Consider the following 23,464-nt stretch of genomic DNA (forward strand, 5'->3'; position numbering starts at 1 on the left):
AAACAAAACAGAATTCTTATGCACGGTTCGAGCGCGCGGTAACCGCAGGGGTCTGCGGCCCCGGCCTATTCGCGGCTGCGACGCCGGCGGCGTCCGCCACCTTCGCCGCCGCCGTCGTCGGACAGCACCTTGCGTTCGGGCAGCGTTACAACCTTGGCCAGTTCGGGGAAGGGGTCCACCTTGTTCGGCATCGCCATGGCATTTACGAAGAGCTGCTGGAAATGTGGCTCGAGCGCCGTCTCGATCTTCTCGATACGGCCGACCTCGCGCTCGATCTCACGGCGGTGGTCGCGGTTGAGCAGCGCCATCAGAGCGCCCGTGCCCGCGGCATTGCCGACGGCCTTCACCTCGTTAAGGTCGCAATCCGGGATAAGGCCCAGCACCATCGCGTATTTCGGATCGATGAAGGAGCCGAACGCGCCGGCGAAGCGGATCGTATCGACATGGTCCACACCCTGCTTTTCCATCAGCAGCTTGATGCCTGCATAGAGCGCCGACTTGGCAAGCTGGATGGCGCGGATGTCGTTCTGCGTCACCGTGATGCGCTGCTCGCCGTCATGCAGCAGGTAGGAGAAGGTGCGGCCGTTCTGCAGGACGCGCGGGCTTCTCTCCGCCATCGTGCCGTCGACGACGCCATCCTCGGAAATGAGGCCGGTGAGATACATTTCCGCGACGACTTCGATGATCGCCGAACCGCAGATGCCGGTGATGCCGACCTTCTCGGCATCCTGAGCGAACCCTTCCTCATCGGACCACTTGTCCACGCCGATGACGCGGAATTTCGGCTCCAGCGTCGAGGGATCGATGCGCACGCGCTCGATTGCGCCGGGTGCGGCACGCTGGCCGGAGGAAATTTCCGCGCCTTCGAAGGCAGGCCCCGTCGGCGAGGAGGCGGCTACGACACGGTGCTTGTTGCCGAGCACGATTTCCGCATTGGTGCCGACATCGACCAGCAGCATCATGCGATCCTGCCGGTAGGGGCCTTCCGCGAGCGTCGCGCCCGCTGCATCCGCGCCAACATGGCCGGCGATGCAGGGCAGCGTGTAGAGCCGCGCGCCGCGGTTCACGTCGATATCGAGCTCATGCGCCCAGTATTGCAGCGCGCCGGAAACCGCGAGCGCGAACGGCGCCTGGCCGAGTTCGGTCGGGTCGATGCCGAGAAACAGGTGGTGCATGATGGGGTTGGCGACGAAGACCATGTCGAGAATGTCGTGCCGGTCGACCTCGCCTTCGGTGCAGACCTTGCCGATCAGGCTGTTGACGGCTTCGCGCACGGCCTTGGTCATGGCCTCGCGGCCATCCGGGTTCATCATGACATAGGAGACGCGGCTCATCAGGTCTTCGCCGAAGCGGATCTGTGGGTTCGACGTGCCCGAGGAGGCAACGATGCGGCCGGACAGCAGCGAGACGAGATGCATCGCGATCGTCGTGGAGCCGATGTCGCAGGCCACGCCGTAGGCTTCGTTCTTGAGGCCCGGCCAGAGGCCGACAATGAAGGGGCGCGAACTATCCATGTCGCGATGGATGGCGGCGGTGACGCCCCAGTTTCCCTTGCGCAGGATCGACTGTACCTGCGGGATAAGGTGCGGCGCAATCAGCAGGTCCTTCCAGCCCCAGTCCTTTTCGAGCATGACCTTGAGGCGGTCGAGATCGCCGAGCGGCTTGTGCATGTCGGGCTCGTCCACCTCGACATAGCAGAGCTGGACGGCTGCGTTGCGCTCGATCACCCGGTCGGTCGCGGCCTTGCGCACGACCTGCGCATTGATGACGGTATCCTGCGGAACGTCCACGACGAGATCGCCGAGAATGAGGGCGGAGCAGGAGAGGCGGCGTCCCTCGGGAAGGCCGCGGACCTTTTCGTAGCGTTCTTCCTTCGGGCCCTTTTCCGAGATGTGGTCGAGCGAGGAGACGATCTTGTGCTTGGCGAAATTGCCTTCCTGCACCTCGATCTGACAGCGCCCGCAGGTCGCGCGCCCGCCGCACACGCTCTCGACATAGACACCGAGTTTCCGGGCGGCCTCGAGAACCGGAGTGCCGACCGGGAATCGGCCGCGCTTGCCCGAGGGCATGAAGAGGACCAGCGGTTCTTTTGCCGAGGCTTCGGTCATGTTGATCTCGCTCTCACCTTCAATGCGCATCGGATCGTTCTTTCTACGGCCGGACGGGCCGCGTCATGTCTTCTTGCGGGAAAGGCGGCGCATATTGCTGCGCACGCGTTTGCCATAGGGTTTCAGCGCGGCCTCCGAAACGGCGCGGGCCGTGCTTTCCGGCGAGGCCGCCGTCATGACCGCCTTTGCTAAAGCAAAATTGGCCGCCACGGCGCTTTCCGCCGCGGCAGCCATCTTTTCCGTGACCATCCGGGTCATCTCGGCGGTGTTCTGCGACGAGCCGGTCAGTGCCGCCATGCCCATCTGCTGGCAGCGCATGGCGATCACCAGAGGTGCCTCCAGCCAAAGGCTGAAGGCATCGTGGCGGAACTGACGCCCGCCGGCCATTATTCGCGCACCGCGCCGGCACCGGCGCGGGCTGCACGGCCACCACGGCGGCCGCCGGCAGGAGCAGGTGCTGCGGCGCTGGCCGCTGCACCGCCTTCGGCGGGCTTGTGGTCGCGATAGGTCATGATCCAGTTGGTGCAGTTCGGATCGGTCCCGTTCAGCACGTTGGCGGCGCGCACGGCCTCCATTTCCTGGGGGCGGCAAGGGTTCATGATGGCTGAGGTCATGCCGGCACCGATGACCATCGGGATGAAACCGGCGTTGATGCCGTGGCGGTGCGGCAGGCCGAAGGAGATGTTCGACAGGCCGCAGGTCGTGTTGACCTTCAGCTCGTTGCGCAGGCGATAGAGCAGCTGAAAGACCTGGCGGCCGGCATCGCCCAGCGCACCGATCGGCATGACGAGCGGATCGACGACGATATCATGCGGCTTGATGCCGTGATCCATGGCGCGCTCGACGATCTTCTTGGCGACGGCGAAGCGCACGTCCGGGTCCATGGAAATGCCGCTCTCGTCGTTGGAGATTGCGACCACCGGGACGTCGTATTTCTTGACGAGCGGCAGGATGGCCTCGAGCTTTTCTTCCTCGCCGGTGACCGAGTTCACCAGCGGGCGGCCCTTGGCGACCCGGAGGCCTGCCTCGATTGCCGCGGTGACGGAGCTGTCGATGGCAAGCGGGATATCGACGAGGCCCTGGACGATTTCCAGCGTCTGGACGAGAAGGCCCGGCTCGGTCTCGTTCGGGTTGACGGAGGTCACGCCGGCATTGATGTCGAGCATCGTGGCGCCGGCGGCGACCTGTTCCAGCGCGTCCTTGATGACGGTCTCGAAGTTGCCGGCCTGCATTTCCGCCGCCAGCTTCTTGCGGCCCGTCGGGTTGATGCGTTCGCCGATGACGCAGAAGGGCTGGTCGAAACCGATGACGATTTCGCGGGTGGCCGAGGCGACGATGGTGCGTGTCATGTAAGGTCCTCTGAGGCGGGGCGCCGACTGTGATCTAGCGCGCGATATCGGGTGTTACAATGCTGGTCGGCGACGCGCCGGCAGGCATCAATGCGGATGCTGGGCGGCCTGCCCGGCAAGTTTCTGCTGGTCCTGCTCATGGCCGTCGCGCGCCAGCTCGATGCGTTCGGCAACGAGCTGGTCGACAGGGTTCGGCTCGCGCTTCCAGGGCTGGCGCCCCTTCAGTACACCGGAATCATGCACCATTTCCGCGACATATTCCTCCTGGCGGTAGGCCATGACGTGAACGCCGGAAACGCCCTCGATCTCTTTCACCTCGTTGATGATGTCGATGCAGAGCTGCTTGCCTTCCTTCTTCTGATCCTGCGCGCCTTCGAGACGGGCAATGATGGAGTCGGGAATGTGGATGCCCGGCACGTTCGAGCGGATCCACTTGGCGGTCTTGGCGGAGGCCATCGGGCCGACGCCGACGAGGATGTAGCACTTCTCGTGCAGGCCGAGGTCACGCACCTTCTTCATGTATTCGCGAAACATGGGAACGTCGAAGCAGTACTGGCTCTGCACGAACTGCGCGCCGGCCTCGATCTTCTTGGCGAGGCGGTAAGGGCGGAAGTCGTAGGGCGGCGCGAAGGGGTTGATCGCGGCGCCCAGGAAAACCTTTGGCGGCGTCGTCAGCTTGCGGCCGGACAGGAACTTCGAATTGTCGCGCATGACGCGCACCGTTTCGAGCAGCGACATGCAGTCGAGGTCGAAGACGGGTTTTGCGCCCGGCTGGTCGCCGGCCTGCACGCCGTCGCCGGTCAGGCACATGATGTTGCATACACCCATGGCGGCGGCACCCAGAACGTCGCCCTGGATGGCGATGCGGTTCTTGTCGCGGCAGGCGATCTGCATGATCGGCGCATAGCCCATGCGGGTGAGCAGTGCGCAGATGCCGACGGATGACATGTGGCAGTTGGCGCCCGAAGCATCGACCGCATTGATGCCGTCCACCCAGCCGTCGAAGATCGCGGCGCGTTCGTAGACATCTTCCGGATTGGCGCTGTCGGGCGGGTTCAGTTCCGTCGTCACCGCGAACTCGCCGCGCCGCAGCACCCGTTCCAGTCGGCCCAGCGAGGAGTGGCCGGGCAGGGGATCGAGCGGCAGGTGGGGGCCGAGCGGATTTTCGTCGATATGCGCCATGCTCAGGCGTCCTTTCCGGCGGCGGCTGCCGCTTCACGGGCAGCGGCGGCTTCCGCAGTCACGCGCAGCCAGGAAGAGGTCTCGCGCAGCGACTGGTTCACCGGCTTCTGCACGTTCATGATGGCGTCTCCCTTCACCATGTTCTGCGAGCCCTTCCAGGCCTGTACCCAAACGCAGGGCATATCCGGTTCCACTTCGCAATTGCCGTTGGCGCGAACGCCGCCGCAGGGGCCGTTGCGCAGTTGCTTGGGACAGTTCATCGGGCAGGACATGCCCGTGGACGACAGCGCGCACTGGCCGCACATGCGACAGTCGAAGAGAAAGCCCTTCACATGCTTTTCGACGAAGGTGATGGGACGCTCGACACGCTGGTAGCCGAAGAGCTTCCAGACGGGGTGGAGGAGCAGGAAGGCTTCGGCGAAGCGGTGGTAGAACCACTCGAAGAAGCGGGAATTGCGCACAGCCCACAGGCGGATCGTGTATTTGCGGCGCGACCGGCGGTTCGGCGAGACGCCGGCCGGCGTGAAGGCGCCCGTGGCGGCCTTCTTGGCGGGCGCGGCGTTGCCGGGCTTCTGCACGCCTTCGAGTTTCGGCTCTCCGAGTTTCGGATCAGCCATTGTCGCGCCCTCCGGCCTTGACGAGGGCGACCAGGCGCTCGCGGTCATAGCCGGCCTCGATCTCGGCGACGGCACGGTCCGCTTCCGCTTCCAGGTCGTCGGAAACGGGCTCGGGGTCGGCCTTGCGCCATTCGGCAAGATAGTCGTCGGTTTCCGCCGCGCCGGTGCGCATGGCGCACATGTCGATGGCCTCGGTAAAGCGCAGCGAGAGTTCCCGCTTGGCGCTGGCGCGGCCCTTCTTGATGATGACCTGGGCGGGGATATCGCGCCAGTAGACGATGATGCGGTCTGCCATGTCGAAACTTCTCCCGGAGCATGGCCGCGCTTTTCAAGCCGGAAATGCTCAACCCCCTCTGCCGCAAATGCGGGCGGAAAACCGCTCAGCGTCTTTCCTCCCATTGCTTATGCTGACAATGCGTTCTGGCGCCGTCGCGGGCTCTACTCGCCACGACTGCCTCATGCTCAAAAACGACGTCGGATTCGACCTTGCCGGGAGGATCTACCAGATGCCGCGGGTCACGCCGTTCCAGAGCCAGGTCCAGATCGGCGGATGGTACCATTGTCGCGACGGTTCCGCTATTTTCAAGGGCTTGAGGTTGCCGGTGACCGCCTCGTCGAGCGCCTGCACGACAAGGCCCGTGGCCGCCGCCGTCTGGAGCAGCGGATAGGTGTGCATCGTGTCGCGTTTGGAAGGTTTGATGCGCAGCTGATGGAGCACGCCGCCGGTATCGACGCCGGCATCGACGAGGTGGATTGTCGTGCCGAAATTCGCCTCGTCGGAGCGGACGCGCGACCAGTATCCACCTTGCAGGCCGCGATATTGCGGGTTGATGCCCGCATGAAGGTTCAGCACGGGGCAGGGGATGGCAGCGAGCGTCTCGGCCTTCAGCATGCGCGTGCTGACCAGCAGCAACGCGGCGGGCTGGATCTCGGTTATGGCGGCCAGGAATGCCGGGCTGTTGGCCGAGGGAACGGCAACGCGGCGGACGGCAGAATCGGGAGAGGGATCGGCGCCGAAGGTATCGAGGATTTCAGCGGCACGTTTCGTGGTGAAGCGCTTGCCGTATTTGGAGACGACCATGGTCGCAAGCTGACCGAGTGCCTGTACCCAGCCGAGCTTTTTCGCGCGGCGGTGGATGAACAGCGCCTTCGATTCCGGCTCCTCCTCGATCACGACCAGGTTCGGGAACGCAGCTTTCACGGCATTGATCACGATTTCCGGGTTGGGGCCGGGCTGAACCAGCATCGCCACCGTTTGCGTCCGTACTGCCTGCTGCGTCATGTCGATGCCTCGCCGATTTTGACGGGCATGATCGGGTGTCGCTCTTAGAAAGGCGTAACCGGCACACTTGGAGTTGTGGGCAAGGCTAAGAATTGGTTAGCGCGCGCCGAGTAGGGCGCCCGTCAGGTCGCCATAGCCGGTGAAGCGATACTCGTAGGCGAGCCCGAGATAATCGGCCGCCTCTCTTGCCTTCTGCTGAAGGGCCTCGTCCTCGACCTGCGAGAGATAGACGAGTTTCGTGTAATTACCGAAATACATGTCCTTCAGCTGTGGGTGCCGGTCGAGGCCGAGCGGCTCGATGACGAAGGCGCGGAACTGGCGGGCGAGGAAATCGGTCAGGAAGAACGACGTGATGTCACCGTCCTTCGCCGCGAAGGCGTCGTTGCCGGCAAAGAAGGAATAACAGTGCGGTCCGGCGATCCGCTCGACGCCGAGCCGTTCGCAGACGCGGTCGAGCAATCCGCCGGTGCCGCAATCCGCATAACCCACGAAAACGCGGGAAAAGCCTTCGGCGCGGGCCTCTTCCACGGCCTTTTCGACGCCGGGAGCGATTTTTTCGGGGTGGGCGTGCCAAATGGCGGGCAGGCAGACGAGGTCGATGTGATCGAGGCCATTTGCATCGCGGATCGCGATGATCTCCCGGGCAATCGCGCCGCACGCAATCACTCGAACTTTTTCGCGCCTCGTGCGTTTAAACGCCGGACTTCCAAGCCGAAGTTCTGCGTCAACCACATCCATTTAGAGGGACTCCCACCATGACTGCGACAAATCTGAGCAAGATCAGCATCGTTCTCGCCGCACTTCTGGCGCTCAGCGCTTGCGGCAACACCATCCGCGGCGTGGGCAGGGATACGGCCAATGCCGTAGATGCGACGCAGGATGCCGGCCGCAGTGTCGAGCGTGCCGCCCGATAATTTCGGTGTCAGGCGGCGCGCTTTCAAGGCGCCGCCTGATATAGACTGTCAGCCGGCAAGCATGTTGTGCTTGCGCTTCATGAATTCCTTGGCGGTTTCCACTGCGACGGCCGCATCGCGGCAGTAGGCGTCTGCACCGACAGCCTTGCCGAATTCCTCGTTGAGCGGCGCGCCGCCGACCAGCACGACATAGTCGTCGCGCAGACCCTTTTCCTTCATCGTATCGATAACGACCTTCATATACGGCATCGTCGTCGTCAGAAGTGCAGACATGCCGAGAATGTCGGGCTGTTCGCGCTCGATGGCTTCCAGATAGTTTTCGACCGGGTTGTTGATGCCGAGGTCGATCACGTCGAAGCCGGCGCCTTCCATCATCATGCCGACGAGGTTCTTGCCGATGTCGTGGATGTCGCCCTTGACGGTGCCGATGACCATCTTGCCCTGCTTCGGTGCGCCGGTGGCGGCAAGCAGCGGACGAAGGATCGACATGCCGGCCTTCATGGCGTTTGCCGACAGGAGAACTTCCGGGACGAAGAGAATACCGTCGCGGAAATCGACGCCGACGATGCGCATGCCTTCGACAAGGGCCTGCGTGAGCACGTCGTAGGGTGCCCAGCCGCGCTCCAGCAGGATATTGGTGCCCTCTTCGATTTCCTCCTTCAGGCCGTCGTAGAGGTCGTCGTGCATCTGCTGCACAAGCTCTTCGTCGGAGAGATCGGCGAGAATGATTTCGTCGTCAGACATTGCGTTTCCTCGTCTCCATTGGCGCTGCGGTCGGCAGGCTCCTCACCCTAGAAATATCCGTCCTCGTGTCGCAATCCGATTTCGAAAACGACGTCGCATACAGTGAAAAGCGACCCGGCGAAAACATGCTGCGATCTTACGCTGCAAAACGGTGAATTGACAGTCCAAACAAGAGAATGCCGCTACGATCGCGGCGGGGTTCACATTATGATCGCCGCAAAGCCGGTATCCAGCGTGCGCCATTGCTTGGCGCTTTGAGACCCGCCCCGATCCGGCGGCTTGCTAGCATAGTAAAAGAGGCGCTTCCGGGCGCGGGAAGAAAGGGAAGACGGATCATGAGCGAGGGCATTGAGCAGGTTGCAGGCGAGGGCACCCCGGAAGGTGGCGGGCGTCGCTCGCGGGAGGGGCGCGGCGCGGCCGCACGGCGCGCATCGCGCACCGGTGGCGGTCCGGGCCCGTCGCTGCCCTACATCACCCGCAAGATCAGGGAATACGAGGTTCTCGACGAGGAAGGCCTGCAGCTCATCGAAGCCAATGCCGATCTCATCCTGGAAGAGATTGGTATCGAGTTCCGCGAGGATCCGGAAGCCCTCCAGCTGTGGCGGGACGCCGGCGCGGACGTGCGCGGCGAGCGCGTGCATTTCCCCAAGGGGCTGTGCCGCGAACTCTTGAAGACCGCGCCCTCCCAATTCACCTGGCATGCCCGCAATCCTGAGCGCAGCGTCCAGATCGGCGGAAAGGCCACTGTTTTCGTGCCGGTCTACGGCCCGCCCTTCGTGCGCGACCTGGAAGGCAACCGCCGCTATGCGACCATCGAGGACTTTCGCAATTTCGTGAAGCTCGCCTATATGGCGCCGTCGATGCATTCGTCGGGCGGCACGGTCTGCGAGCCGGTGGACGTTCCGGTGAACAAGCGTCATCTGGACATGGTCTACAGCCACCTGAAATATTCCGACAAGCCGTTCATGGGCTCGGTCACTGCGCCGGAACGCGCGGAAGATTCCATTGCCATGGCGAAGATCGTGTTCGGTGACGAATTTGTCGAGAACAACACGGTGATGATGAACCTCATCAACGCCAATTCGCCGATGGTCTTCGATGAGACCATGGTGGGTGCGCTGAAGGTCTATGCCCGCCATAACCAGGCCTGCGTCGTCTCGCCGTTCATCCTGTCGGGCGCCATGAGCCCGGTGACCGTTGCCGGCACGCTGACGCAGATCCTCGCCGAGGTTCTTGCCGGTGCCTCCTTCACCCAGCTCATCCGCAAGGGCGCGCCGGTGTTGTTCGGCACCTTCGCAGCGTCTATCTCCATGCAGTCGGGCGCGCCGACCTTCGGGTCGCCGGAGCCGTCGCTGGTTTCCTATGGTGCGGCACAGCTTGCCCGCCGCCTCGGCCTGCCGTTCCGTACCGGCGGCTCGCTCTGCGGTTCCAAGGTTCCGGATGCGCAGGCGGCCCACGAATCCGCCAACACGCTCAACATGACGCTGCTGGCCGGCACGAATTTCGTGTTGCACGCCGCCGGCTGGCTCGAAGGCGGCCTCGTTTCGTCATACGAGAAGTTCATGATCGACCAGGACCAGCTTGGCATGATGCAGAAATTCGCCGAGGGCATCGACCTGTCGGAGAATGCGCAGGCGCTCGACGCCATCCGCGAAGTCGGTCCAGGCAGCCATTATCTCGGCTGCGCGCATACCCAGGCCAACTTCCAGACCGCCTTCTATCGCTCGCCGCTCGCCGACAACAACTCGTTCGAGCAGTGGGAGATCGAAGGACAGAAGCGCATCGAAGAACGCGCCAATGCGCTCTGCCGCAGCTGGCTCGAAAGCTACGAGGCGCCCCATCTCGACCCCGCCATCGACGATGCGCTGCTCGCCTTCATCAAGGAGCGCAAGGATTCGATGCCGGACGCCTTTACCTGAAAGGGTCCCGACCGCGCCAGGGAGCAAGGCGGAGCGACGCGGGTGGCGGACATGATCCAGAAGGAGGTCTGGCGCCCGCATTATGAGCTCAAGGGAGACGTGACCCGGTGATTACGTCCGGCCACGACCTCGAAACGATCCGTGCGGCTCTTCGGCCGCACGGTCTTTTTTTGCGCGGTGTCGTGAATTTTGCGGCGGGGGAAGCCGCTTCAACGCTGAGCGATGGCCGCCCCGCAGCCAGTGTCGTGCTGATCGGCAACATCGGCAGCTCCCTGTGGCCGGCTTTTTCCCGCTGGCGGAACAACCAGCCGGATGGCGGCGGGTCGGATCCGCTCGATACGTGGTCGAAAGAGGTCATCGATCCGATTGCCGTTATGGCCGACGCGACGGCGTGGTTTCCATCAGATCCGCCATGGCAGCCGTTCCAGCAATGGGCGATGCGCGCAGAAGGTCTGAAAGCTTCGCCGCTCGGCATTCTCATCCACCCCGCCTACGGTCTCTGGCACGGTTATCGCGGCGCGCTCGGCTTTGCCGTCCCGGTCGAGGACGAGCCGGCACCGCATGGTGCGCATCCCTGCGACGCCTGTCCTGACCAGCCCTGTCTCACCACCTGTCCCGTTGCCGCCGTGCACGAACATGCCTTCGATGTGCCGGCCTGTCGAAGCCATCTGCGCACGCCGCAAGGGCAGGGCGGCTGTATGGCCAGGGGTTGCCTTGCCCGCGCCGCCTGTCCCGTCGGGGCGGAATATCGTTACGAGGACACCCAGTTGCGTTTCCACATGGCGGCGCTCTCGCTTTGACCATTTCGGCGAGGCGCTGCTAAATTCGCCGCATTGCCAGCCGAGCCATTGTTTATGCGCGTTCTTTTCATCCTTTCGCTTATTCTTGCCACCCTTGCCCTGCGGAGCGTCGCCATGGCCGAAGCGCCCAGATGCGCGGAGATCGAACATCTCGGCGGGCGCTACACCGTCTGCACCTTCGATCCCGCAACAGATACGATCAGGCTCTACGGTGCCCGGACGCTGGGCAGCTACGGCGCGAGTTATGACCAGCTGAACACCCACCTCCTGCGCAATGGCGAGCATATGAGCTTTGCCATGAACGGTGGGATGTTCCATCCCGATTACGGCCCGGTCGGGCTTCTCGTGGAGAATGGCCGGGAGGCCGGCGCACTCAATCGTGACGATGCGTTCGGCAACTTCTTCATGAAGCCGAATGGCGTGTTCTGGCTGGCAGACGGCAAGGCCGGCGTCATGGAGACGGAGGCCTTTGCCAGGGCAGGGCTTTCGCCGCGCGAGGCCACGCAGTCGGGTCCGATGCTGGTGGTCGACGGCAGGATCCATCCACGCTTCCTGCCGGATGCGACGAGCCTGCAGATCCGCAACGGCGTCGGCATCCTGCCGGACGGGCGCGTGGCCTTTGCCATTTCCCGGGATCATGTCCGCTTTCACGATTTTGCGACGCTGTTCCGCGACCGGCTGCACTGCCGCAACGCGCTTTTTCTCGACGGCAGTATTTCCAGCCTCTATGCGCCGGAAATCCGCCGACACGACCGTCGGGCCGTGATGGGAACGATCATCGCGGTCGTGAAAAAGTTGCCCTGGTAATATTTTTTCGAATTCGATCCAAAGGATTGCCCATACAAGCACGTCTGAAAGGTCAGTGCACGCAATCGGGATGGGCCCGTGGAAACAGAACTCGTCGAAAAGGCGGCTCAGGGGGACCGGCAGGCGTTCGCCGCGCTGGTCAAGAGCCGTTATGATTTCATCCATGCCGTCGCCTGGCGATGGTGCGGCGACCGGCAGGATGCCGAGGATGTGGCGCAGGAGGTCTGCATACGCCTCGCCAGCGCGATCAGGGGGTTCAAGGGCGCCAGCCGCTTCAGCACCTGGCTTTATTCGGTGACGCTCAATGCCGCCCGTGACCAGATGCGCAAGCGGCGCCGTGCCGAATGGCGCGACGCGGCCTATATGCGTGAAAAGACGGTTCTGGACACCGGTTCCGCTGAGGATGACACCGAGGACCTGTGGGAGGCCGTGCGCCAACTGCCTGACAAGCAGCGCGATGCGGTGCTGCTGATCTACGGCGAAGGGCTCAGCCATGCGGCGGCAGCCGATGTGCTCGGCTGCGCCGAAACGACCATTTCCTGGCATGTGCACGAGGCCCGCAAGCGCCTGAAGGTGCTTTTGCGCGATGCCGCTGCGTGACGGAAGGATAGACCGATGACCGATCTCGATCTCGAAAAGCTCGCCCGCCGCCAGCCGCCGCCCGCCGGAGCCTCTTCGCGTGCCGCAGCCTTTGCCGCCGCCATGCAGGCTTTCGACGAAGCGGAGAAAAATGCGACCGCCGCCCAAGGTTCCGCCGCGGGCGGGCGTCGAAGCTCCATCTTCAACCGGATATGGAGCCCTATCATGAACCGCAGACTTCTGGCCGGATCGGCCCTTGCCACGCTTCTTGTCGTCCCGGTCGCCGGCCTTGTGACGTATGAACTGGTGCGCAACGGTACGGTGGCCTTGCAGACCGGGCAGACTGACAATGCGAAAATTGGTGCAGGCGCACAGAAACCGAGCGACGAGACTGCGCAACGACAGACCGAAAACAAAAAGCAGGAGAAGGTTGCCGTCGAGCAAGAGGACGACGCTGCCGCCTTGCTGAACAGGGAGCCGGTCGCACAGCCGACGGTGGCCCGGGAAACCAGCCAGTCCATGGCCGACAACCGCGCCGCAGAGCCTGCGCCGCTTGCCGAAAGCCTGGATGGCGAGATGGCGGCAGTGCCGCAATCTCTCGCAGTCGGTGGTGCGGCCAACCCGACGCTGACGCGCCGGATAGCACAGCCCGCGGCGACGGCGGATTCCGTCATCATGCCGATGCCGCAGGAGAACCGCGAACGCTTCGCCTCCGCCGATCCAAACCCGGTGAAGAGCGTCGCCACCGACCCGGTCTCGACATTCTCGGCCGATGTCGACACGGCGTCCTACTCCTATATGCGCAGCGCGCTTCTCGGCGGCAGCCTGCCGGACCCCGAATCGGTGCGCGTGGAGGAACTGGTCAACTATTTCCCCTATGACTGGAAAGGCCCGGAAACGGCGGAAAAGCCGTTCAACGCCACCGTCACCGTCATGCCCACGCCCTGGAACAAGGGAACCGAACTACTTCATATCGGCATCAAGGGCTTCGAGACCGTGGCGGCCGAACAGCCTTCGGCAAATCTCGTCTTCCTCATCGATGTCTCGGGGTCGATGGATGAGGCCGACAAGTTGCCATTGCTCAAGAGCGCTTTCCGTCTGCTTGTCGGTAAGCTGAAGGATACCGATACCGTTTCCGTCGTCACCTATGCAGGCAATGCCGGCGTGGTGCTGGAGCCGACGGCGGCGAAGGAGCGCCAGAAGATCCTCGACGCGATCGATACGCTTCAGCCCGGCGGATCGACGGCCGGTGCCGAGGGCATCGAGACGGCGTACAAGCTGGCGCAGAAGGGCTTCAAGAAGGACGGCGTCAACCGCGTCATGCTGGCGACGGACGGCGATTTCAATGTCGGCCCGGCAAGCGACGAGGATCTGAAGCGTATCATCGAGGATCGTCGCAGGAGCGGCATCTTCCTCTCCGTGCTGGGCTTCGGCCGCGGCAACTACAATGACGGCATGATGCAGGCGCTGGCGCAGAACGGCAACGGCACGGCCGCCTATATCGATACGCTCGCCGAGGCGCAGAAGACGCTGGTGGAGGAGGCGGGCTCCTCGCTCTTTCCCATCGCCAAGGATGTGAAGTTCCAGATCGAGTTCAACCCGGATCGCATCGCCGAATACCGGCTGATCGGCTACGAAACCCGTATCCTCAACCGCGAGGATTTCAACAATGACAAGGTGGATGCCGGAGATATCGGTTCCGGCCATCGCGTGACCGCGATCTACGAAGTGACGCCGAAGGGCAGCCCCGCCGTGTTGAACGATCCCCTTCGCTACGGCAAGGGCGAGGCGGCGGACACGGCCGCGTCCGGCGATGGCGAGATCGCGTTCCTGAAGATGCGTTGGAAGAAGCCCGATAGCAACACGAGCGAGCTCGTGACGATGCCGGTCACGGACAGCAACATGGTCCCTGATCTCGATGCGGCTTCGACCGATGTTCGCTTCTCGGTTGCCGTTGCGGCCTTCGGCCAGAAGCTGAAGGATGTGCCGGCGCTGCGGGACTATGCCTATGGCTCGATCCTGGGCCTTGCCGAAGCGGCCAAGGGCAACGATCCCTTCGGCTATCGCGCCGAGTTCGTGAAGCTCGTCCGGCTTGCCGAGGGTTTGTCCGGCGAGAAGTGACAGCCGCTGCCCTGGCTTTCGTCTTTTCGAAAGCCGGGGCAGGAAGCCTCAGGCGGCGGACTGCGCCTTTCCGGCGCACGGTTCATGAGCAGTTACGGGCCGCAGGTTCGTTTCCCTTGATGTGCCCGGCGAGACCGGCGACAGCCGCATGAGGGGCGCTCGCCAGCGCCTTTCCTTTTCGGTTGGCAGAGGCGTACAGGTCGGCGGTGTGCCGTCCACAAGGTCAAGACCGGCATCCCGCAGCAGGCGCCGGTCCGCGCGCCTGACAAGGTGCTGCAACGCCTCTTTTTCGGCTTGTCTCAGCCGGAGGTTTTTCAAAAAATTCCGCAATGTCGCCAGGATGTCCATGCCGTGCGCCTTTCGTTCCGCATCACAGCCAAGCAAAGCCATAGACATTTGACAAACGAATAGCGATGATGGCAGGCATTAGAAAAGGCGATGTCTAAATGTACCCACCTCTTGAAAGCGATCTGCTCCGGATTTTCGTCACCGTCGCGCAGGCGGGCAATGTCACCCATGCCGGAGAGCGGCTCGGGCGAACGCAGTCGGCGGTGAGCATGCAGGTGCGAAAGCTGGAGGAGTCCGTCGGGGCGAAGCTCTTCGCCCGCGGCCCGCGCGGCGTCGGGCTGACGATGGAGGGGCAGAGATTGCTTCCCTATGCCAAGCGCATCGTCGGCCTTGTCGATGAGACGACTGCGGCGATGCGCACGCTTCCGCTCGACGGTCCGGTGCGGGTCGGCATTCCCGAGGAGTACAACCAGACCATCCTGCCCAACGCGCTCGCAGCTTTCGCCCAGGTGCATCCCGGTGCCGAAGTGACGGTGTTCTGCGGCTACACCGCGCAGCAGATGGAGGCTTTGGCGGCCGACGACCTCGATCTTGCCGTCATCTTCGAATGGGACGGCGGCATTTCCGGCGAGCTATTGGCCATCGATCCGACGGTCTGGGCGGTCTCGGTCGGGCATGACCTGCATCTGGAGCGCCCGGTGCCGGTGGCCTTGTACCGGCGTTCGGTCTGGTGCCGGGAGTTTGCGGAGCGCTCGCTGGAACGCTACGCGATCCCCTATAGGGTCGCCTATACCAGCGATACGAGCAGCGGCCTGCGCTCGGCGGTGTCGAGCGGTCTTGCCATTGCACCGCTTGCCCGCAGCAACATTCCCGCCGGCGCGCGCGAATTGACGCAGGCCGAGGGCTTTCCGCAGGTCGATTCCTCGCGCGTCGTGCTCAAGCGCAATCCACGGCGTGGCGGGCCGACCATCGACGGCATGGCGGATCTTGTTCGAAAGTCCTTCGCGCCGCTGGCCGCGGCGACCGATCAGGCTTTCGGATAGGCTCTCTCTAGCCCGCCGGACCGGGTCAGGCCGGCCCGAAAGGCGGCATGGGCGGCGTGTTGGCTGGAGCGCGCGCATTCCATGAGGCGGATTTGCAGGCGCGCGGGCGCCGTTTCACCCAGCCATTCGCCAAGTTTTTCCAGCTTGAGGGAATTCAGGAAACGCGCGGTGGACGCCCGGTCGAGAGAGAGGGTCAGGCCTTCGAGCAGGTTCTCATCCTGCTGCGCGTTTTCCATCAGCAGGCGCAGATAGGCCTTATCGCCATCGCCGAGCGCCGAAAGCTTTTCGGCAACGGTGTCCCTGTCCGGAAATGCGGCCAGATCTGCACTCATGTCGTCCCCCATAGAATCATTTCCACCTTGGATAGGATGTGCAATGGCCTGCCGCAAGCCGTGCGGTGTATCTGGACGGAAAATCCAATATTGACAAAATGTCTACAATTGGATTGTTTGTCGCCATGTTTGATTCTGCGAATTCCGATACGCTGCTTGTGCGGCATGCCACGACGGCCTCAGCCATCTCCACTCTCTTCTATCCCCATGCCGAGGTCGTGCTGCACGATCTCGAAACGGGCTTGATTGCCGGCATCTGGAATGCGTTTTCCGGTCGCAAGCCCGGCATGGAATCCTTCGTCGGCGGCGAACTGGAGGAGGCCGGCGAAGCGGGCGTCTATGGCCCCTATGAAAAGACCGGTGAGGACGGACGACGCCTGAAATCGGTGACGGCCGTTCTGAAGGATGAGTTCGACCAGGCCCTCGGCCTGCTTTGCATCAATATGGATGTCTCGCATTTCGATGCGGCGGCAAAGCTGCTTTCAGCCTTTACCGGAACGGTGGCGCCGCGTCCACCGTCGCTGTTTTCCGGCGACTGGCGAGAGGAGATCAACACCGCGCTGCACGACTGGCTGCGCACCCACGGCCTTGCGCTGACCGCCCTGAAGAAGGCCGAGCGCGTGGCGCTGGTCGCGGCGCTTGATGAGCGCGGGCTGTTCCAGACGCGAAACGCGGTCGATCATCTCGCCAGCCTCATCGGCGCCTCGCGCGCCTCGATCTATAACTATCTCGCCGATGCCCGGCGCCAGAATTCCAAGGACATGACCTCGTGACCACGTTGCCGGATTTCCGCCTTGAAACCCATTTTTCCCGCTGGGAATTCAAGGCCCGCCACCACATGACAGCAAGTGATGCCGAGACCATGACCATGTCCGAACTCCTGGCGCTTGCCGAGCCTGAAGATCTGGAGGCATGGGAGCGCGTCTCACTCGGCTATACGCAGACCTGGGGTGCGCCGAAACTGCGCGACACCATCGCCTCGACCTACGAAACGCTTGAGGGCGCTGACATCCTGACCTTTGCAGGCGCGGAGGAGGGGCTTTACTGCGCCATGCTTGCGCTGCTCGGTCCTGATGATCAAGCCATCGTCACCGTGCCGAACTACCAGTCCATGGAGACCCTGCCCGTCACCATCGCGGGCCGCGTGACGGGCGTGGCGCTGCGACCGGAGAACCGCTGGCAGCTCGACCTCGACGATGTGCGGGCCGCGCTTCGCCCGGAAACCAGGCTCATTGCCGTCAATTTCCCCAACAACCCCACCGGTGCCATCGCCGATCATGCGATCTACCGCGAGCTGGTGGCGCTGTGCGCTGAGCGCGGCATCCATCTGTTCTCCGACGAAGTCTATCGCGGGCTGGAGGTCGATGATGCCAAGCGCCTGCCGCAGGCCGCCGACCTGTTCGACAAGGGTATGTCGCTCAATGTCATGTCCAAGGCCTATGGCCTGCCGGGCCTGCGCATCGGCTGGATTGCCTGCCGCGACCACGCACTGCTCGAACGCATGGAGAAGATGAAGCACTACCTCTCCATCTGTAACGCGCGCCCATCTGAGGTGCTGGCCGGCATCGCGCTCAAGGCGCGCGAGACGATCCTGGCCCGAAATCGTGCCCTGTGCGCCGAGAACACTGAAAAACTCGGCCGATTCTTCGCGGATTATCCGCATCTCTACCAATTCACTCCGCCCGATGGCGGCTGCGTCGCCTTCGCGCGCTATATCGGGGCCGATGGCGTGGAGCAGCATTGCCGGCGGCTGGTGGAGGAGAAGGGCGTGCTTCTCCTGCCGTCCAGCCTCTATGTCTCCGATCTGCTGCCGGTGCCGGCGGATCGTTTCCGCGTCGGCATCGGACGCAGGAACATCGACGCGGGTCTTGCGGCGTGGCGGGAGTTCCTGGCCGAGGCCTGATCGTCAGGTGTTTTCATGCGCCAGCCGCGTCTCAAGGTCGGCGATGGTCGCAAGAAACCAGATGGAGCGGCCCTTGTTCGTCTCGCGCACGAAATCACGAAGCGCCTTGCTGCCTTCAAGCAGCGCCGTGACATCGCCGATGATGGCGCAGCGCAGATGGTAGTTGACGAATTTCTGGAAGACCGTTCCGGCAAGACGCGTTTCCAGCCGCAGGAAATCCGGGCCGAGCTGTTCGACCGGAATGGCGACGAGCGTGGCACCGGCCGAAAAGGCCTCGCTAATGACGTCATTGCCGTCCGCTTCGGTTGCGACCGGCATGCCTTGCGCGGAAAGAACGAGCACTTTCGTGCCCGACATCTCGATCGTCTGCATGGTGCCTGCTCCTTGAACTTTCGCTTCCCGTAAGCCGTGACAAAAAGCCGCCCTCGGTGCTGACCGGGGCGGCTTGCAATTGTCGATCGGACAATCGGTCAACCGCGCCGGCGGCCGCCACGTTCGCGCGCGGGCGCCGCGGCGGTTTCATTTGCGGTCTTGTTGCGCAGCGGGCCGATCTTTTCGATGATCGCCTCGAGTGTCGGGCGTTCACGCCGCTCATGCGCGTCGAGAGCAACGCGCATGGCGGCAAGGTGTTCGCAGGACGTGCCGCAGCAGCCGCCGATGATGCGTGCGCCGGCATCACGGGCCAGGCGCGCATATTCCGCCATCAGCGGCGGCGTACCGGAATAGTAGATTTCCGAGCCGCGGAATTCCGGGATGCCGCAATTGCCCTTCACGACCACCGTGGCCGACGGGTCGGCGCCGGTCATGTCGAGCAGCGAGGACAGGATGTCCGACGCGCCGACGCCGCAATTGGCGCCCACCGCGAGCGGACCCGCGCCGATATCGCCGGCAACACCGTGGATATCCTTGGGGTGCAGGCCCATCATCGTCTTGCCGGCCGTGTCGAAGGAGCCGGTATAGACGAAGGGCATGCCGACCTTGGTGGCGGCTTCCGCGGCCGCGCGGATTTCATCCGCTGATGACATCGTCTCGATCCAGGCGACATCCGCGCCGCCGGCCTTCAGGCCCTCGATCTGCTCGACGAAGGCTGCGACCGCGTCGTCATAGGTCATGGCGCCGAGCGGCACGAGAAGTTCGCCGGTCGGCCCGACCGAACCGGCGACGATGACGGTGCGCGAAGCCTTGTCGGCGACCGCGCGCGCGATTTCCGCGGCCTTCCTGTTGAGCTCATGCACACGATCCTGCGCATGGTGCAGTTTCAGGCGATGCCGCGTGCCGCCGAAGGTGTTGGTGAGGATGATGTCGGCGCCCGCATCGACGAAGTCCTGGTGCAGCTTCGTGATGTTCTCGGGCTTGGCCTCGTTCCACAGTTCCGGCGCTTCGCCCGCTTCCAGCCCCATGGCGAACAGCGACGTGCCGGTTGCGCCATCGGCAAGCAGGAAGGGTTTTTCGGCAAGGAGGCTGGCGAGCGGATTCGTGGCGGTCATGGCATGTCCTCTGTTTGCACCATCATATAAAGATTTCTTTATGTGGTTGCAATGGTGCAATGGCAGCGCCTTCCATGGCCGCAGTGCAAGTCTGCCTGGTCATGGTGATTTGGCGCCATGAGATACGACTGAAAGAAAAAGGCACCGCATCAAACGGGAAGAGGGCGCCCGGGGCGCCCTCTTGAAATGTTTGCAGTTCAGGCTCAGGCCGCCTTCGCCTCATGGCTCGTCGGCGTCACCATCGAAGAGATGATCGCGCCGAGGTTGATCGCGCCGATCGGCTGGCCCGCCTCGTCCACAACATGCGCCTGTGTCTGGTTGGCGCCCGTCATGGCGCGGGCGGCAGTTTCCAGCACGGTGCCCTTGACGATCGGCATGCCCTCGGGATTGCCGGCGAGCGGCGCCATGATCGTCTCGACATTGACGACGCGGCCGCGGTTCACTTCCTTCACGAAGGCCGTGATGTATTCGTCCGCCGGGTTGAGCACGATCTCCTGACCGGTGCCCTGCTGCACGACCATACCGTCACGCAGGATGGCAATCTTGTCGCCGAGGCGCAGCGCCTCGTCGAGGTCGTGGGTGATGAAGACGACGGTCTTCTTCAGTTCCTTCTGCAGGTCGAGAAGCACGGTCTGCATGTCGACGCGGATCAGCGGATCGAGGGCGGAATAGGCTTCGTCCATCAGGAGGATGTCGGCATCGTTGGTCAGGGCGCGCGCGAGGCCCACGCGCTGCTGCATGCCGCCCGAAAGCTGGTTCGGATAGTGGTTCTCGAAGCCCGCGAGACCGACGCGCTCGATCCACTGCTTGGCGCGCTTTTCGCGTTCGGCCTGGCCGATGCCCTGGATCTCAAGGCCGTAGACCGTGTTATCCAGCACCGTGCGGTGCGGCAGCAGTGCGAATTTTTGAAACACCATCGCTGTCTTGTGGCGGCGGAATTCGCGCAGATCGTTTTCGCTCATCCGACAGACGTCGACACCGTCATAGAGCACTTCGCCGGCAGTCGGATCGATCAGGCGGTTGATGTGGCGGATCAGCGTCGACTTGCCCGAGCCGGAGAGGCCCATCACGACCATGATGCCGCCGGCGGGCATGGAGATGTTGATGTCGCGAAGACCGAGCACATGGCCGTACTGCTGGTTCAGTTCGGCCTTGCCGAGCCCGTTCTTCACCGCATCGACGTAGTCGCCGCCGCGGGGTCCGAAAATCTTGTAGAGGTTGCGGACCTCGATTGCATGACTAACCATGAATTACCTCCGAATGCTTCTGTAGTCGCCTGCCATAGGCCTGGCTTGTACGGTCGAAAATGATGGCGATGGCCACGAGCGCGAACCCGTTGAGGAATCCCACCGTGAAAAACTGATTGTTGATGGCCTGAAGGACGTTCTTGCCGAGACCGCCCACGCCGACCATGGACGCGACGACGACCATTGCGAGCGACATCATGATGGTCTGGTTGATGCCGGCCATGATGGTCGGCAGGGCAAGCGGCATCTGCACGTTCTTCAGCTTCTGCCAGGCGGATGAGCCGAAAGCGTCGGCCGCTTCCAGCACTTCCTTGTCGACAAGGCGGATGCCGAGATTGGTCAGGCGGATCATCGGCGGCACGGCATAGATGACGACCGCGATCAGGCCCGGTACCTTGCCGATGCCGAAGATCATGACGACGGGGATCAGATAGACGAAGCTCGGCATCGTCTGCATCACGTCGAGGACCGGGTTGATGAAACCCTGCACCCGGTCGGAGCGCGCCATGGCAATGCCGATGGGGATGCCGATCACGATGGCGATCAGCGTACAGACCGTGACCATGGCGAGCGTCACCATCGTATCGTTCCACAGACCCAGCATGCCGATGACAAGCATCGATGCGGCCGTTCCTATGACGATCTTGGTGTTGCGGCTGGCGAAGTACACGATGGCCAGCAGGATCAGCAGTATGACCGGCCACGGCGACGTGACGAACAGGCGCTCGAGATAGTTCAAAAACCACTGCAACGGCTGGACCATTGCATCGATTGCATTGACGTAACTTCTGACGAGCCCCTTGAACCCGTCATCGACTGTCTTTCGCACCGCGCGAATGCTCGCGTCGCTGAATGCCGGAAACTTGCAAAGAAAGACCGGCAACGAGTCGCATAGTCCTGCCATCCTTTTCCCCTCTTCCTACCGGTCGATGGTGCCCCGCAATGCGACGGATGTTTCCGGCATCGCGAATGGGGCGGCTTGTACAGCGATATTCTTCTTATTGTTCCGGTTTGTCCGTATTGGCACGGGCGGCGGCCCGATATTGTACTGTTTGCGACTTTCTGGGTGAAGATCAGTCAAATGCCTGACCGCACCAAAGGCAAATGGCACCGGCAGCCGCAGGGCCGCCGGTGCCTGATGTCAGAGAGCGGCCTTGACCTTCTCGGCGATTTCGGGGCTCACCCACTTGGTCCACATATCAGGATAGGTTTCGAGGAAGTACTTTGCCGCGTCCTCGTTCGTGCCCTGGTTTTCCGTCATCCAGGCGAGAACCTTGCCGACCGTGCCGTTATCCCACTGGCGCGTCTTCATGTAATCCATGGCCACGCCGGCCTTCTCGGAGAAGGCTTTCGTCACGACAGTGAACACGTCTGAGGTCGGGTAGGAGTTGACCTTGGGATCGGCGCAGTCGGGAACCGCCGTGCAGGCATCCCAGTCGGCCTTGTTGTGTTCGACCCCGAAGGACAGGCGAGTCATCTCGTACTGGCCGAGAATGGCCGTCGGTGCCCAGTAATAGCCCAACCAGCCGGTCTTCTTCTCGAAAGCGTTGGCGATCGAGCCGTCGAGACCGGCAGCCGAGCCGGTGTCGACCAGCTCGAAGCCATCGGCATCCGCGTTCAGCGCCCGGTAAAGGTTGGACGTCGATACCTGGCAGTTCCAGCCGGACGGGCAATTGTGCACCGCGCCCTTCGACGAATCCTCCGGCGCGGGGAACAGGTCCGGATGCTTGAGCGCATCCTGCACGGTCTTGATATCCGGATGGGCGTCGGCGAGGAATTTCGGTATCCACCAGCCTTCCACGCCGCCTTCCGACAGCAGCGGCGCGAGCTGGATCAGGCGTCCCTCGGCGATGGCCTCGTCGAGTGGCGTGCGCACGGCGTTGACCCACAATTCCGGTGCGACATCAGGTTCACCCTTCTCGTTCATGGACGTGAAGGTCGGCATGGTATCGCCCGTCACAAGAGTGACGTTACAGCCATAGCCGCTTTCGAGAATGATCTTGTCGACCTGCGCGGCGACGCCGGCCGATGCCCAGTTCATTTCGGCGATCGAAACATCGCCGCATTCCGCTGCCTGTGCGGTCCCGGCAAAGCCGTAGAGGCCGGCAGCAAGGATAGTGGAGGCAAAAAGCTTCTTCATAGGATTAAGACCTCCCAGTCTTGAAATGCAGCGTTCATCCCGGAAGGCAGAGCAGGTTACTGCATTGTCCCGACTGCCCGGTCTCATCGTTAAGCAGACAAGGGAATGCGATGCCAGGTGAGGCGAGCCAATCCCCCTGCTGCAAGGACGTCGAGCTTTTTTTCTCTTCCCCGGCGTAACCCTGTCACCGGCGATCTGTCTGCGTACGTCACGAGGCAAGCCTAAGGGATCTCATTGAGAAATCAACCGCCTGCGGGGTGGTCGGTCGGCCCAGCGGGGGCAGAGCGGGATGCGAATGCTGAAAAACAGGTGTTCCGGGCGTCAAAAAAATGAGCGTTTGCCCTTGTGCGGGCAAATACCCGGAGGCCATCCGGCCCATTGATGCCCGTTCCTGTCGAGAAGCAGACAGATCGTGTCCGGATTGCGCCGTTTTTCGCACGCGGTCACTTTTTCGGGTTTTTATAAAAAAATCGCGATTCACCTTTGCTTAAGCTCTCGATAACCGTCCGGTAACGATGTGCAGCTATTGATCTTCTCACGGCGGGGGACACTGCCGAACGCTCCGGAAAAGGTATTGCGTACCGGAGTGACTGGGCTCCGAT

25 protein-coding genes are annotated in these 23,464 nt (G+C 62.9%); 9 read left to right on the forward strand and 16 right to left on the reverse strand.

Features of this window, described 5'->3' with window-relative positions; all coding sequences use genetic code 11:
* Positions 1 to 65: 65 nt before the first annotated feature.
* From MNR02_RS06840 to MNR02_RS06875, 8 genes are all read right to left on the reverse strand, one after another.
* Complete coding sequence (locus MNR02_RS06840; RefSeq protein WP_241948581.1) at positions 66 to 2,138, reverse strand: ASKHA domain-containing protein; 2,073 nt, start codon at positions 2,136 to 2,138, stop codon at positions 66 to 68.
* Between the two features lie 33 nt (positions 2,139 to 2,171).
* Positions 2,172 to 2,495: a hypothetical protein gene (locus MNR02_RS06845; RefSeq protein WP_241598656.1), complete on the reverse strand. Its 324-nt coding sequence runs from the start codon at positions 2,493 to 2,495 to the stop codon at positions 2,172 to 2,174.
* Positions 2,495 to 3,457, reverse strand: a complete 963-nt coding sequence (locus tag MNR02_RS06850; protein WP_241598658.1) for a methyltetrahydrofolate cobalamin methyltransferase — start codon at positions 3,455 to 3,457, stop codon at positions 2,495 to 2,497. Before MNR02_RS06850 ends, MNR02_RS06845 begins: the two co-directional genes overlap by 1 nt.
* Before the next feature lie 87 nt (positions 3,458 to 3,544).
* Positions 3,545 to 4,639: a methylenetetrahydrofolate reductase gene (locus MNR02_RS06855; protein WP_241948582.1), complete on the reverse strand. Its 1,095-nt coding sequence runs from the start codon at positions 4,637 to 4,639 to the stop codon at positions 3,545 to 3,547.
* Between the two features lie 2 nt (positions 4,640 to 4,641).
* A complete protein-coding gene (locus MNR02_RS06860) occupies positions 4,642 to 5,256 on the reverse strand; it encodes a methylenetetrahydrofolate reductase C-terminal domain-containing protein (protein ID WP_241598661.1) in 615 nt (204 codons plus the stop codon).
* Complete coding sequence (locus MNR02_RS06865; protein ID WP_241598662.1) at positions 5,249 to 5,551, reverse strand: virulence factor; 303 nt, start codon at positions 5,549 to 5,551, stop codon at positions 5,249 to 5,251. The genes MNR02_RS06860 and MNR02_RS06865 overlap by 8 nt, the downstream gene beginning before the upstream one ends.
* A 204-nt stretch (positions 5,552 to 5,755) precedes the next feature.
* Entirely contained in the window at positions 5,756 to 6,538 is a 783-nt protein-coding gene (locus tag MNR02_RS06870) for a formyl transferase (protein ID WP_241948583.1), read from the reverse strand.
* A gap of 96 nt (positions 6,539 to 6,634) precedes the next feature.
* On the reverse strand, positions 6,635 to 7,276 hold the full coding sequence (locus tag MNR02_RS06875; RefSeq protein ID WP_241948584.1) for a DUF1638 domain-containing protein: 642 nt from the start codon (positions 7,274 to 7,276) through the stop codon (positions 6,635 to 6,637).
* 17 nt (positions 7,277 to 7,293) lie between these two features.
* Between MNR02_RS06875 and MNR02_RS06880 the strand changes: the two genes are divergently transcribed.
* The gene (locus MNR02_RS06880) at positions 7,294 to 7,452 is read left to right on the forward strand and encodes an entericidin A/B family lipoprotein (protein ID WP_134649465.1); all 159 of its coding nucleotides are present in this window, start codon (positions 7,294 to 7,296) and stop codon (positions 7,450 to 7,452) included.
* Between the two features lie 48 nt (positions 7,453 to 7,500).
* Here MNR02_RS06880 and MNR02_RS06885 read toward each other — a convergent pair whose 3' ends face one another.
* Complete coding sequence (locus MNR02_RS06885; protein ID WP_023514481.1) at positions 7,501 to 8,196, reverse strand: B12-binding domain-containing protein; 696 nt, start codon at positions 8,194 to 8,196, stop codon at positions 7,501 to 7,503.
* Between the two features lie 335 nt (positions 8,197 to 8,531).
* Between MNR02_RS06885 and MNR02_RS06890 the strand changes: the two genes are divergently transcribed.
* From MNR02_RS06890 to MNR02_RS06910, 5 genes are all read left to right on the forward strand, one after another.
* Positions 8,532 to 10,115, forward strand: coding sequence for a trimethylamine methyltransferase family protein (locus tag MNR02_RS06890; RefSeq protein WP_241598665.1), 1,584 nt, complete (start codon positions 8,532 to 8,534; stop codon positions 10,113 to 10,115).
* Positions 10,116 to 10,222: 107 nt separating this feature from the next.
* Positions 10,223 to 10,915, forward strand: coding sequence for a ferredoxin (locus MNR02_RS06895; RefSeq protein ID WP_241948585.1), 693 nt, complete (start codon positions 10,223 to 10,225; stop codon positions 10,913 to 10,915).
* A 54-nt stretch (positions 10,916 to 10,969) separates the two neighbouring features.
* Positions 10,970 to 11,722, forward strand: a complete 753-nt coding sequence (locus MNR02_RS06900; RefSeq protein ID WP_371746724.1) for a phosphodiester glycosidase family protein — start codon at positions 10,970 to 10,972, stop codon at positions 11,720 to 11,722.
* 78 nt (positions 11,723 to 11,800) lie between these two features.
* Positions 11,801 to 12,322, forward strand: coding sequence for an RNA polymerase sigma factor (locus tag MNR02_RS06905; protein WP_241948587.1), 522 nt, complete (start codon positions 11,801 to 11,803; stop codon positions 12,320 to 12,322).
* 15 nt (positions 12,323 to 12,337) lie between these two features.
* Positions 12,338 to 14,422 (forward strand): VWA domain-containing protein, encoded by a 2,085-nt coding sequence (locus MNR02_RS06910; RefSeq protein WP_241948588.1) that lies wholly within the window; start codon positions 12,338 to 12,340, stop codon positions 14,420 to 14,422.
* Positions 14,423 to 14,470: 48 nt separating this feature from the next.
* Here the strand turns inward: MNR02_RS06910 and MNR02_RS06915 are convergent, their stop codons facing one another.
* Positions 14,471 to 14,770 carry a hypothetical protein gene (locus MNR02_RS06915; RefSeq protein ID WP_241948589.1) on the reverse strand — a complete coding sequence of 100 codons (300 nt, stop codon included), beginning with the start codon at positions 14,768 to 14,770 and terminating at the stop codon, positions 14,471 to 14,473.
* Between the two features lie 98 nt (positions 14,771 to 14,868).
* On the opposite strand from MNR02_RS06915, the gene MNR02_RS06920 reads away from it, so the two are divergent.
* The gene (locus tag MNR02_RS06920) at positions 14,869 to 15,753 is read left to right on the forward strand and encodes a LysR family transcriptional regulator (RefSeq protein ID WP_241948590.1); all 885 of its coding nucleotides are present in this window, start codon (positions 14,869 to 14,871) and stop codon (positions 15,751 to 15,753) included.
* On the opposite strand, the gene MNR02_RS06925 is transcribed toward MNR02_RS06920, so the two are convergent.
* A complete protein-coding gene (locus MNR02_RS06925) occupies positions 15,738 to 16,085 on the reverse strand; it encodes a hypothetical protein (protein WP_241598687.1) in 348 nt (115 codons plus the stop codon). The two genes, MNR02_RS06920 and MNR02_RS06925, sit on opposite strands and share 16 nt — an antisense overlap.
* Positions 16,086 to 16,210: 125 nt before the next feature.
* Here MNR02_RS06925 and MNR02_RS06930 point away from each other — a divergent pair, with 125 nt between their 5' ends.
* Both MNR02_RS06930 and MNR02_RS06935 read left to right on the forward strand, forming a co-directional pair.
* On the forward strand, positions 16,211 to 16,858 hold the full coding sequence (locus tag MNR02_RS06930; protein ID WP_241948591.1) for a transcriptional regulator: 648 nt from the start codon (positions 16,211 to 16,213) through the stop codon (positions 16,856 to 16,858).
* Entirely contained in the window at positions 16,855 to 17,988 is a 1,134-nt protein-coding gene (locus MNR02_RS06935) for an aminotransferase class I/II-fold pyridoxal phosphate-dependent enzyme (RefSeq protein ID WP_241948592.1), read from the forward strand. Before MNR02_RS06930 ends, MNR02_RS06935 begins: the two co-directional genes overlap by 4 nt.
* Positions 17,989 to 17,991: 3 nt before the next feature.
* Here MNR02_RS06935 and MNR02_RS06940 read toward each other — a convergent pair whose 3' ends face one another.
* The 5 genes from MNR02_RS06940 to MNR02_RS06960 all read right to left on the reverse strand — a co-directional run bounded on the left by MNR02_RS06940 (position 17,992) and on the right by MNR02_RS06960 (position 22,862).
* On the reverse strand, positions 17,992 to 18,360 hold the full coding sequence (locus MNR02_RS06940) for a DUF4180 domain-containing protein (RefSeq protein WP_241948593.1): 369 nt from the start codon (positions 18,358 to 18,360) through the stop codon (positions 17,992 to 17,994).
* Positions 18,361 to 18,458: 98 nt separating this feature from the next.
* Entirely contained in the window at positions 18,459 to 19,475 is a 1,017-nt protein-coding gene (gene bmt / locus MNR02_RS06945) for a betaine--homocysteine S-methyltransferase (protein ID WP_241948594.1), read from the reverse strand.
* Positions 19,476 to 19,678: 203 nt separating this feature from the next.
* The gene (locus MNR02_RS06950) at positions 19,679 to 20,722 is read right to left on the reverse strand and encodes a glycine betaine/L-proline ABC transporter ATP-binding protein (RefSeq protein ID WP_241598697.1); all 1,044 of its coding nucleotides are present in this window, start codon (positions 20,720 to 20,722) and stop codon (positions 19,679 to 19,681) included.
* Positions 20,715 to 21,626 (reverse strand): proline/glycine betaine ABC transporter permease, encoded by a 912-nt coding sequence (locus tag MNR02_RS06955; RefSeq protein WP_241598698.1) that lies wholly within the window; start codon positions 21,624 to 21,626, stop codon positions 20,715 to 20,717. Before MNR02_RS06955 ends, MNR02_RS06950 begins: the two co-directional genes overlap by 8 nt.
* 237 nt (positions 21,627 to 21,863) lie before the next feature.
* Positions 21,864 to 22,862, reverse strand: coding sequence for an ABC transporter substrate-binding protein (locus MNR02_RS06960; protein WP_241948595.1), 999 nt, complete (start codon positions 22,860 to 22,862; stop codon positions 21,864 to 21,866).
* Positions 22,863 to 23,464 lie beyond the last annotated feature (602 nt).

The organism is Shinella sp. H4-D48, assembly GCF_022637395.1.
Lineage (GTDB): Bacteria > Pseudomonadota > Alphaproteobacteria > Rhizobiales > Rhizobiaceae > Shinella > Shinella sedimenti.

Excerpts from the sequence above, each read along its gene's own strand:
- MNR02_RS06840 (WP_241948581.1), bottom strand. The coding sequence starts at position 2,138 with ATGCGCATTGAAGGTGAGAGCGAGATCAACATGACCGAAGCCTCGGCA.
- MNR02_RS06845 (WP_241598656.1), bottom strand. The coding sequence starts at position 2,495 with ATGGCCGGCGGGCGTCAGTTCCGCCACGATGCCTTCAGCCTTTGGCTG.
- MNR02_RS06850 (WP_241598658.1), bottom strand. The coding sequence starts at position 3,457 with ATGACACGCACCATCGTCGCCTCGGCCACCCGCGAAATCGTCATCGGT.
- MNR02_RS06855 (WP_241948582.1), bottom strand. The coding sequence starts at position 4,639 with ATGGCGCATATCGACGAAAATCCGCTCGGCCCCCACCTGCCGCTCGAT.
- MNR02_RS06860 (WP_241598661.1), bottom strand. The coding sequence starts at position 5,256 with ATGGCTGATCCGAAACTCGGAGAGCCGAAACTCGAAGGCGTGCAGAAG.
- MNR02_RS06865 (WP_241598662.1), bottom strand. The coding sequence starts at position 5,551 with ATGGCAGACCGCATCATCGTCTACTGGCGCGATATCCCCGCCCAGGTC.
- MNR02_RS06870 (WP_241948583.1), bottom strand. The coding sequence starts at position 6,538 with ATGACGCAGCAGGCAGTACGGACGCAAACGGTGGCGATGCTGGTTCAG.
- MNR02_RS06875 (WP_241948584.1), bottom strand. The coding sequence starts at position 7,276 with ATGGATGTGGTTGACGCAGAACTTCGGCTTGGAAGTCCGGCGTTTAAA.
- MNR02_RS06880 (WP_134649465.1), top strand. The coding sequence starts at position 7,294 with ATGACTGCGACAAATCTGAGCAAGATCAGCATCGTTCTCGCCGCACTT.
- MNR02_RS06885 (WP_023514481.1), bottom strand. The coding sequence starts at position 8,196 with ATGTCTGACGACGAAATCATTCTCGCCGATCTCTCCGACGAAGAGCTT.
- MNR02_RS06890 (WP_241598665.1), top strand. The coding sequence starts at position 8,532 with ATGAGCGAGGGCATTGAGCAGGTTGCAGGCGAGGGCACCCCGGAAGGT.
- MNR02_RS06900 (WP_371746724.1), top strand. The coding sequence starts at position 10,970 with ATGCGCGTTCTTTTCATCCTTTCGCTTATTCTTGCCACCCTTGCCCTG.
- MNR02_RS06910 (WP_241948588.1), top strand. The coding sequence starts at position 12,338 with ATGACCGATCTCGATCTCGAAAAGCTCGCCCGCCGCCAGCCGCCGCCC.
- MNR02_RS06915 (WP_241948589.1), bottom strand. The coding sequence starts at position 14,770 with ATGGACATCCTGGCGACATTGCGGAATTTTTTGAAAAACCTCCGGCTG.
- MNR02_RS06920 (WP_241948590.1), top strand. The coding sequence starts at position 14,869 with ATGTACCCACCTCTTGAAAGCGATCTGCTCCGGATTTTCGTCACCGTC.
- MNR02_RS06925 (WP_241598687.1), bottom strand. The coding sequence starts at position 16,085 with ATGAGTGCAGATCTGGCCGCATTTCCGGACAGGGACACCGTTGCCGAA.
- MNR02_RS06930 (WP_241948591.1), top strand. The coding sequence starts at position 16,211 with ATGTTTGATTCTGCGAATTCCGATACGCTGCTTGTGCGGCATGCCACG.
- MNR02_RS06940 (WP_241948593.1), bottom strand. The coding sequence starts at position 18,360 with ATGCAGACGATCGAGATGTCGGGCACGAAAGTGCTCGTTCTTTCCGCG.
- bmt (WP_241948594.1), bottom strand. The coding sequence starts at position 19,475 with ATGACCGCCACGAATCCGCTCGCCAGCCTCCTTGCCGAAAAACCCTTC.
- MNR02_RS06950 (WP_241598697.1), bottom strand. The coding sequence starts at position 20,722 with ATGGTTAGTCATGCAATCGAGGTCCGCAACCTCTACAAGATTTTCGGA.
- MNR02_RS06955 (WP_241598698.1), bottom strand. The coding sequence starts at position 21,626 with ATGGCAGGACTATGCGACTCGTTGCCGGTCTTTCTTTGCAAGTTTCCG.
- MNR02_RS06960 (WP_241948595.1), bottom strand. The coding sequence starts at position 22,862 with ATGAAGAAGCTTTTTGCCTCCACTATCCTTGCTGCCGGCCTCTACGGC.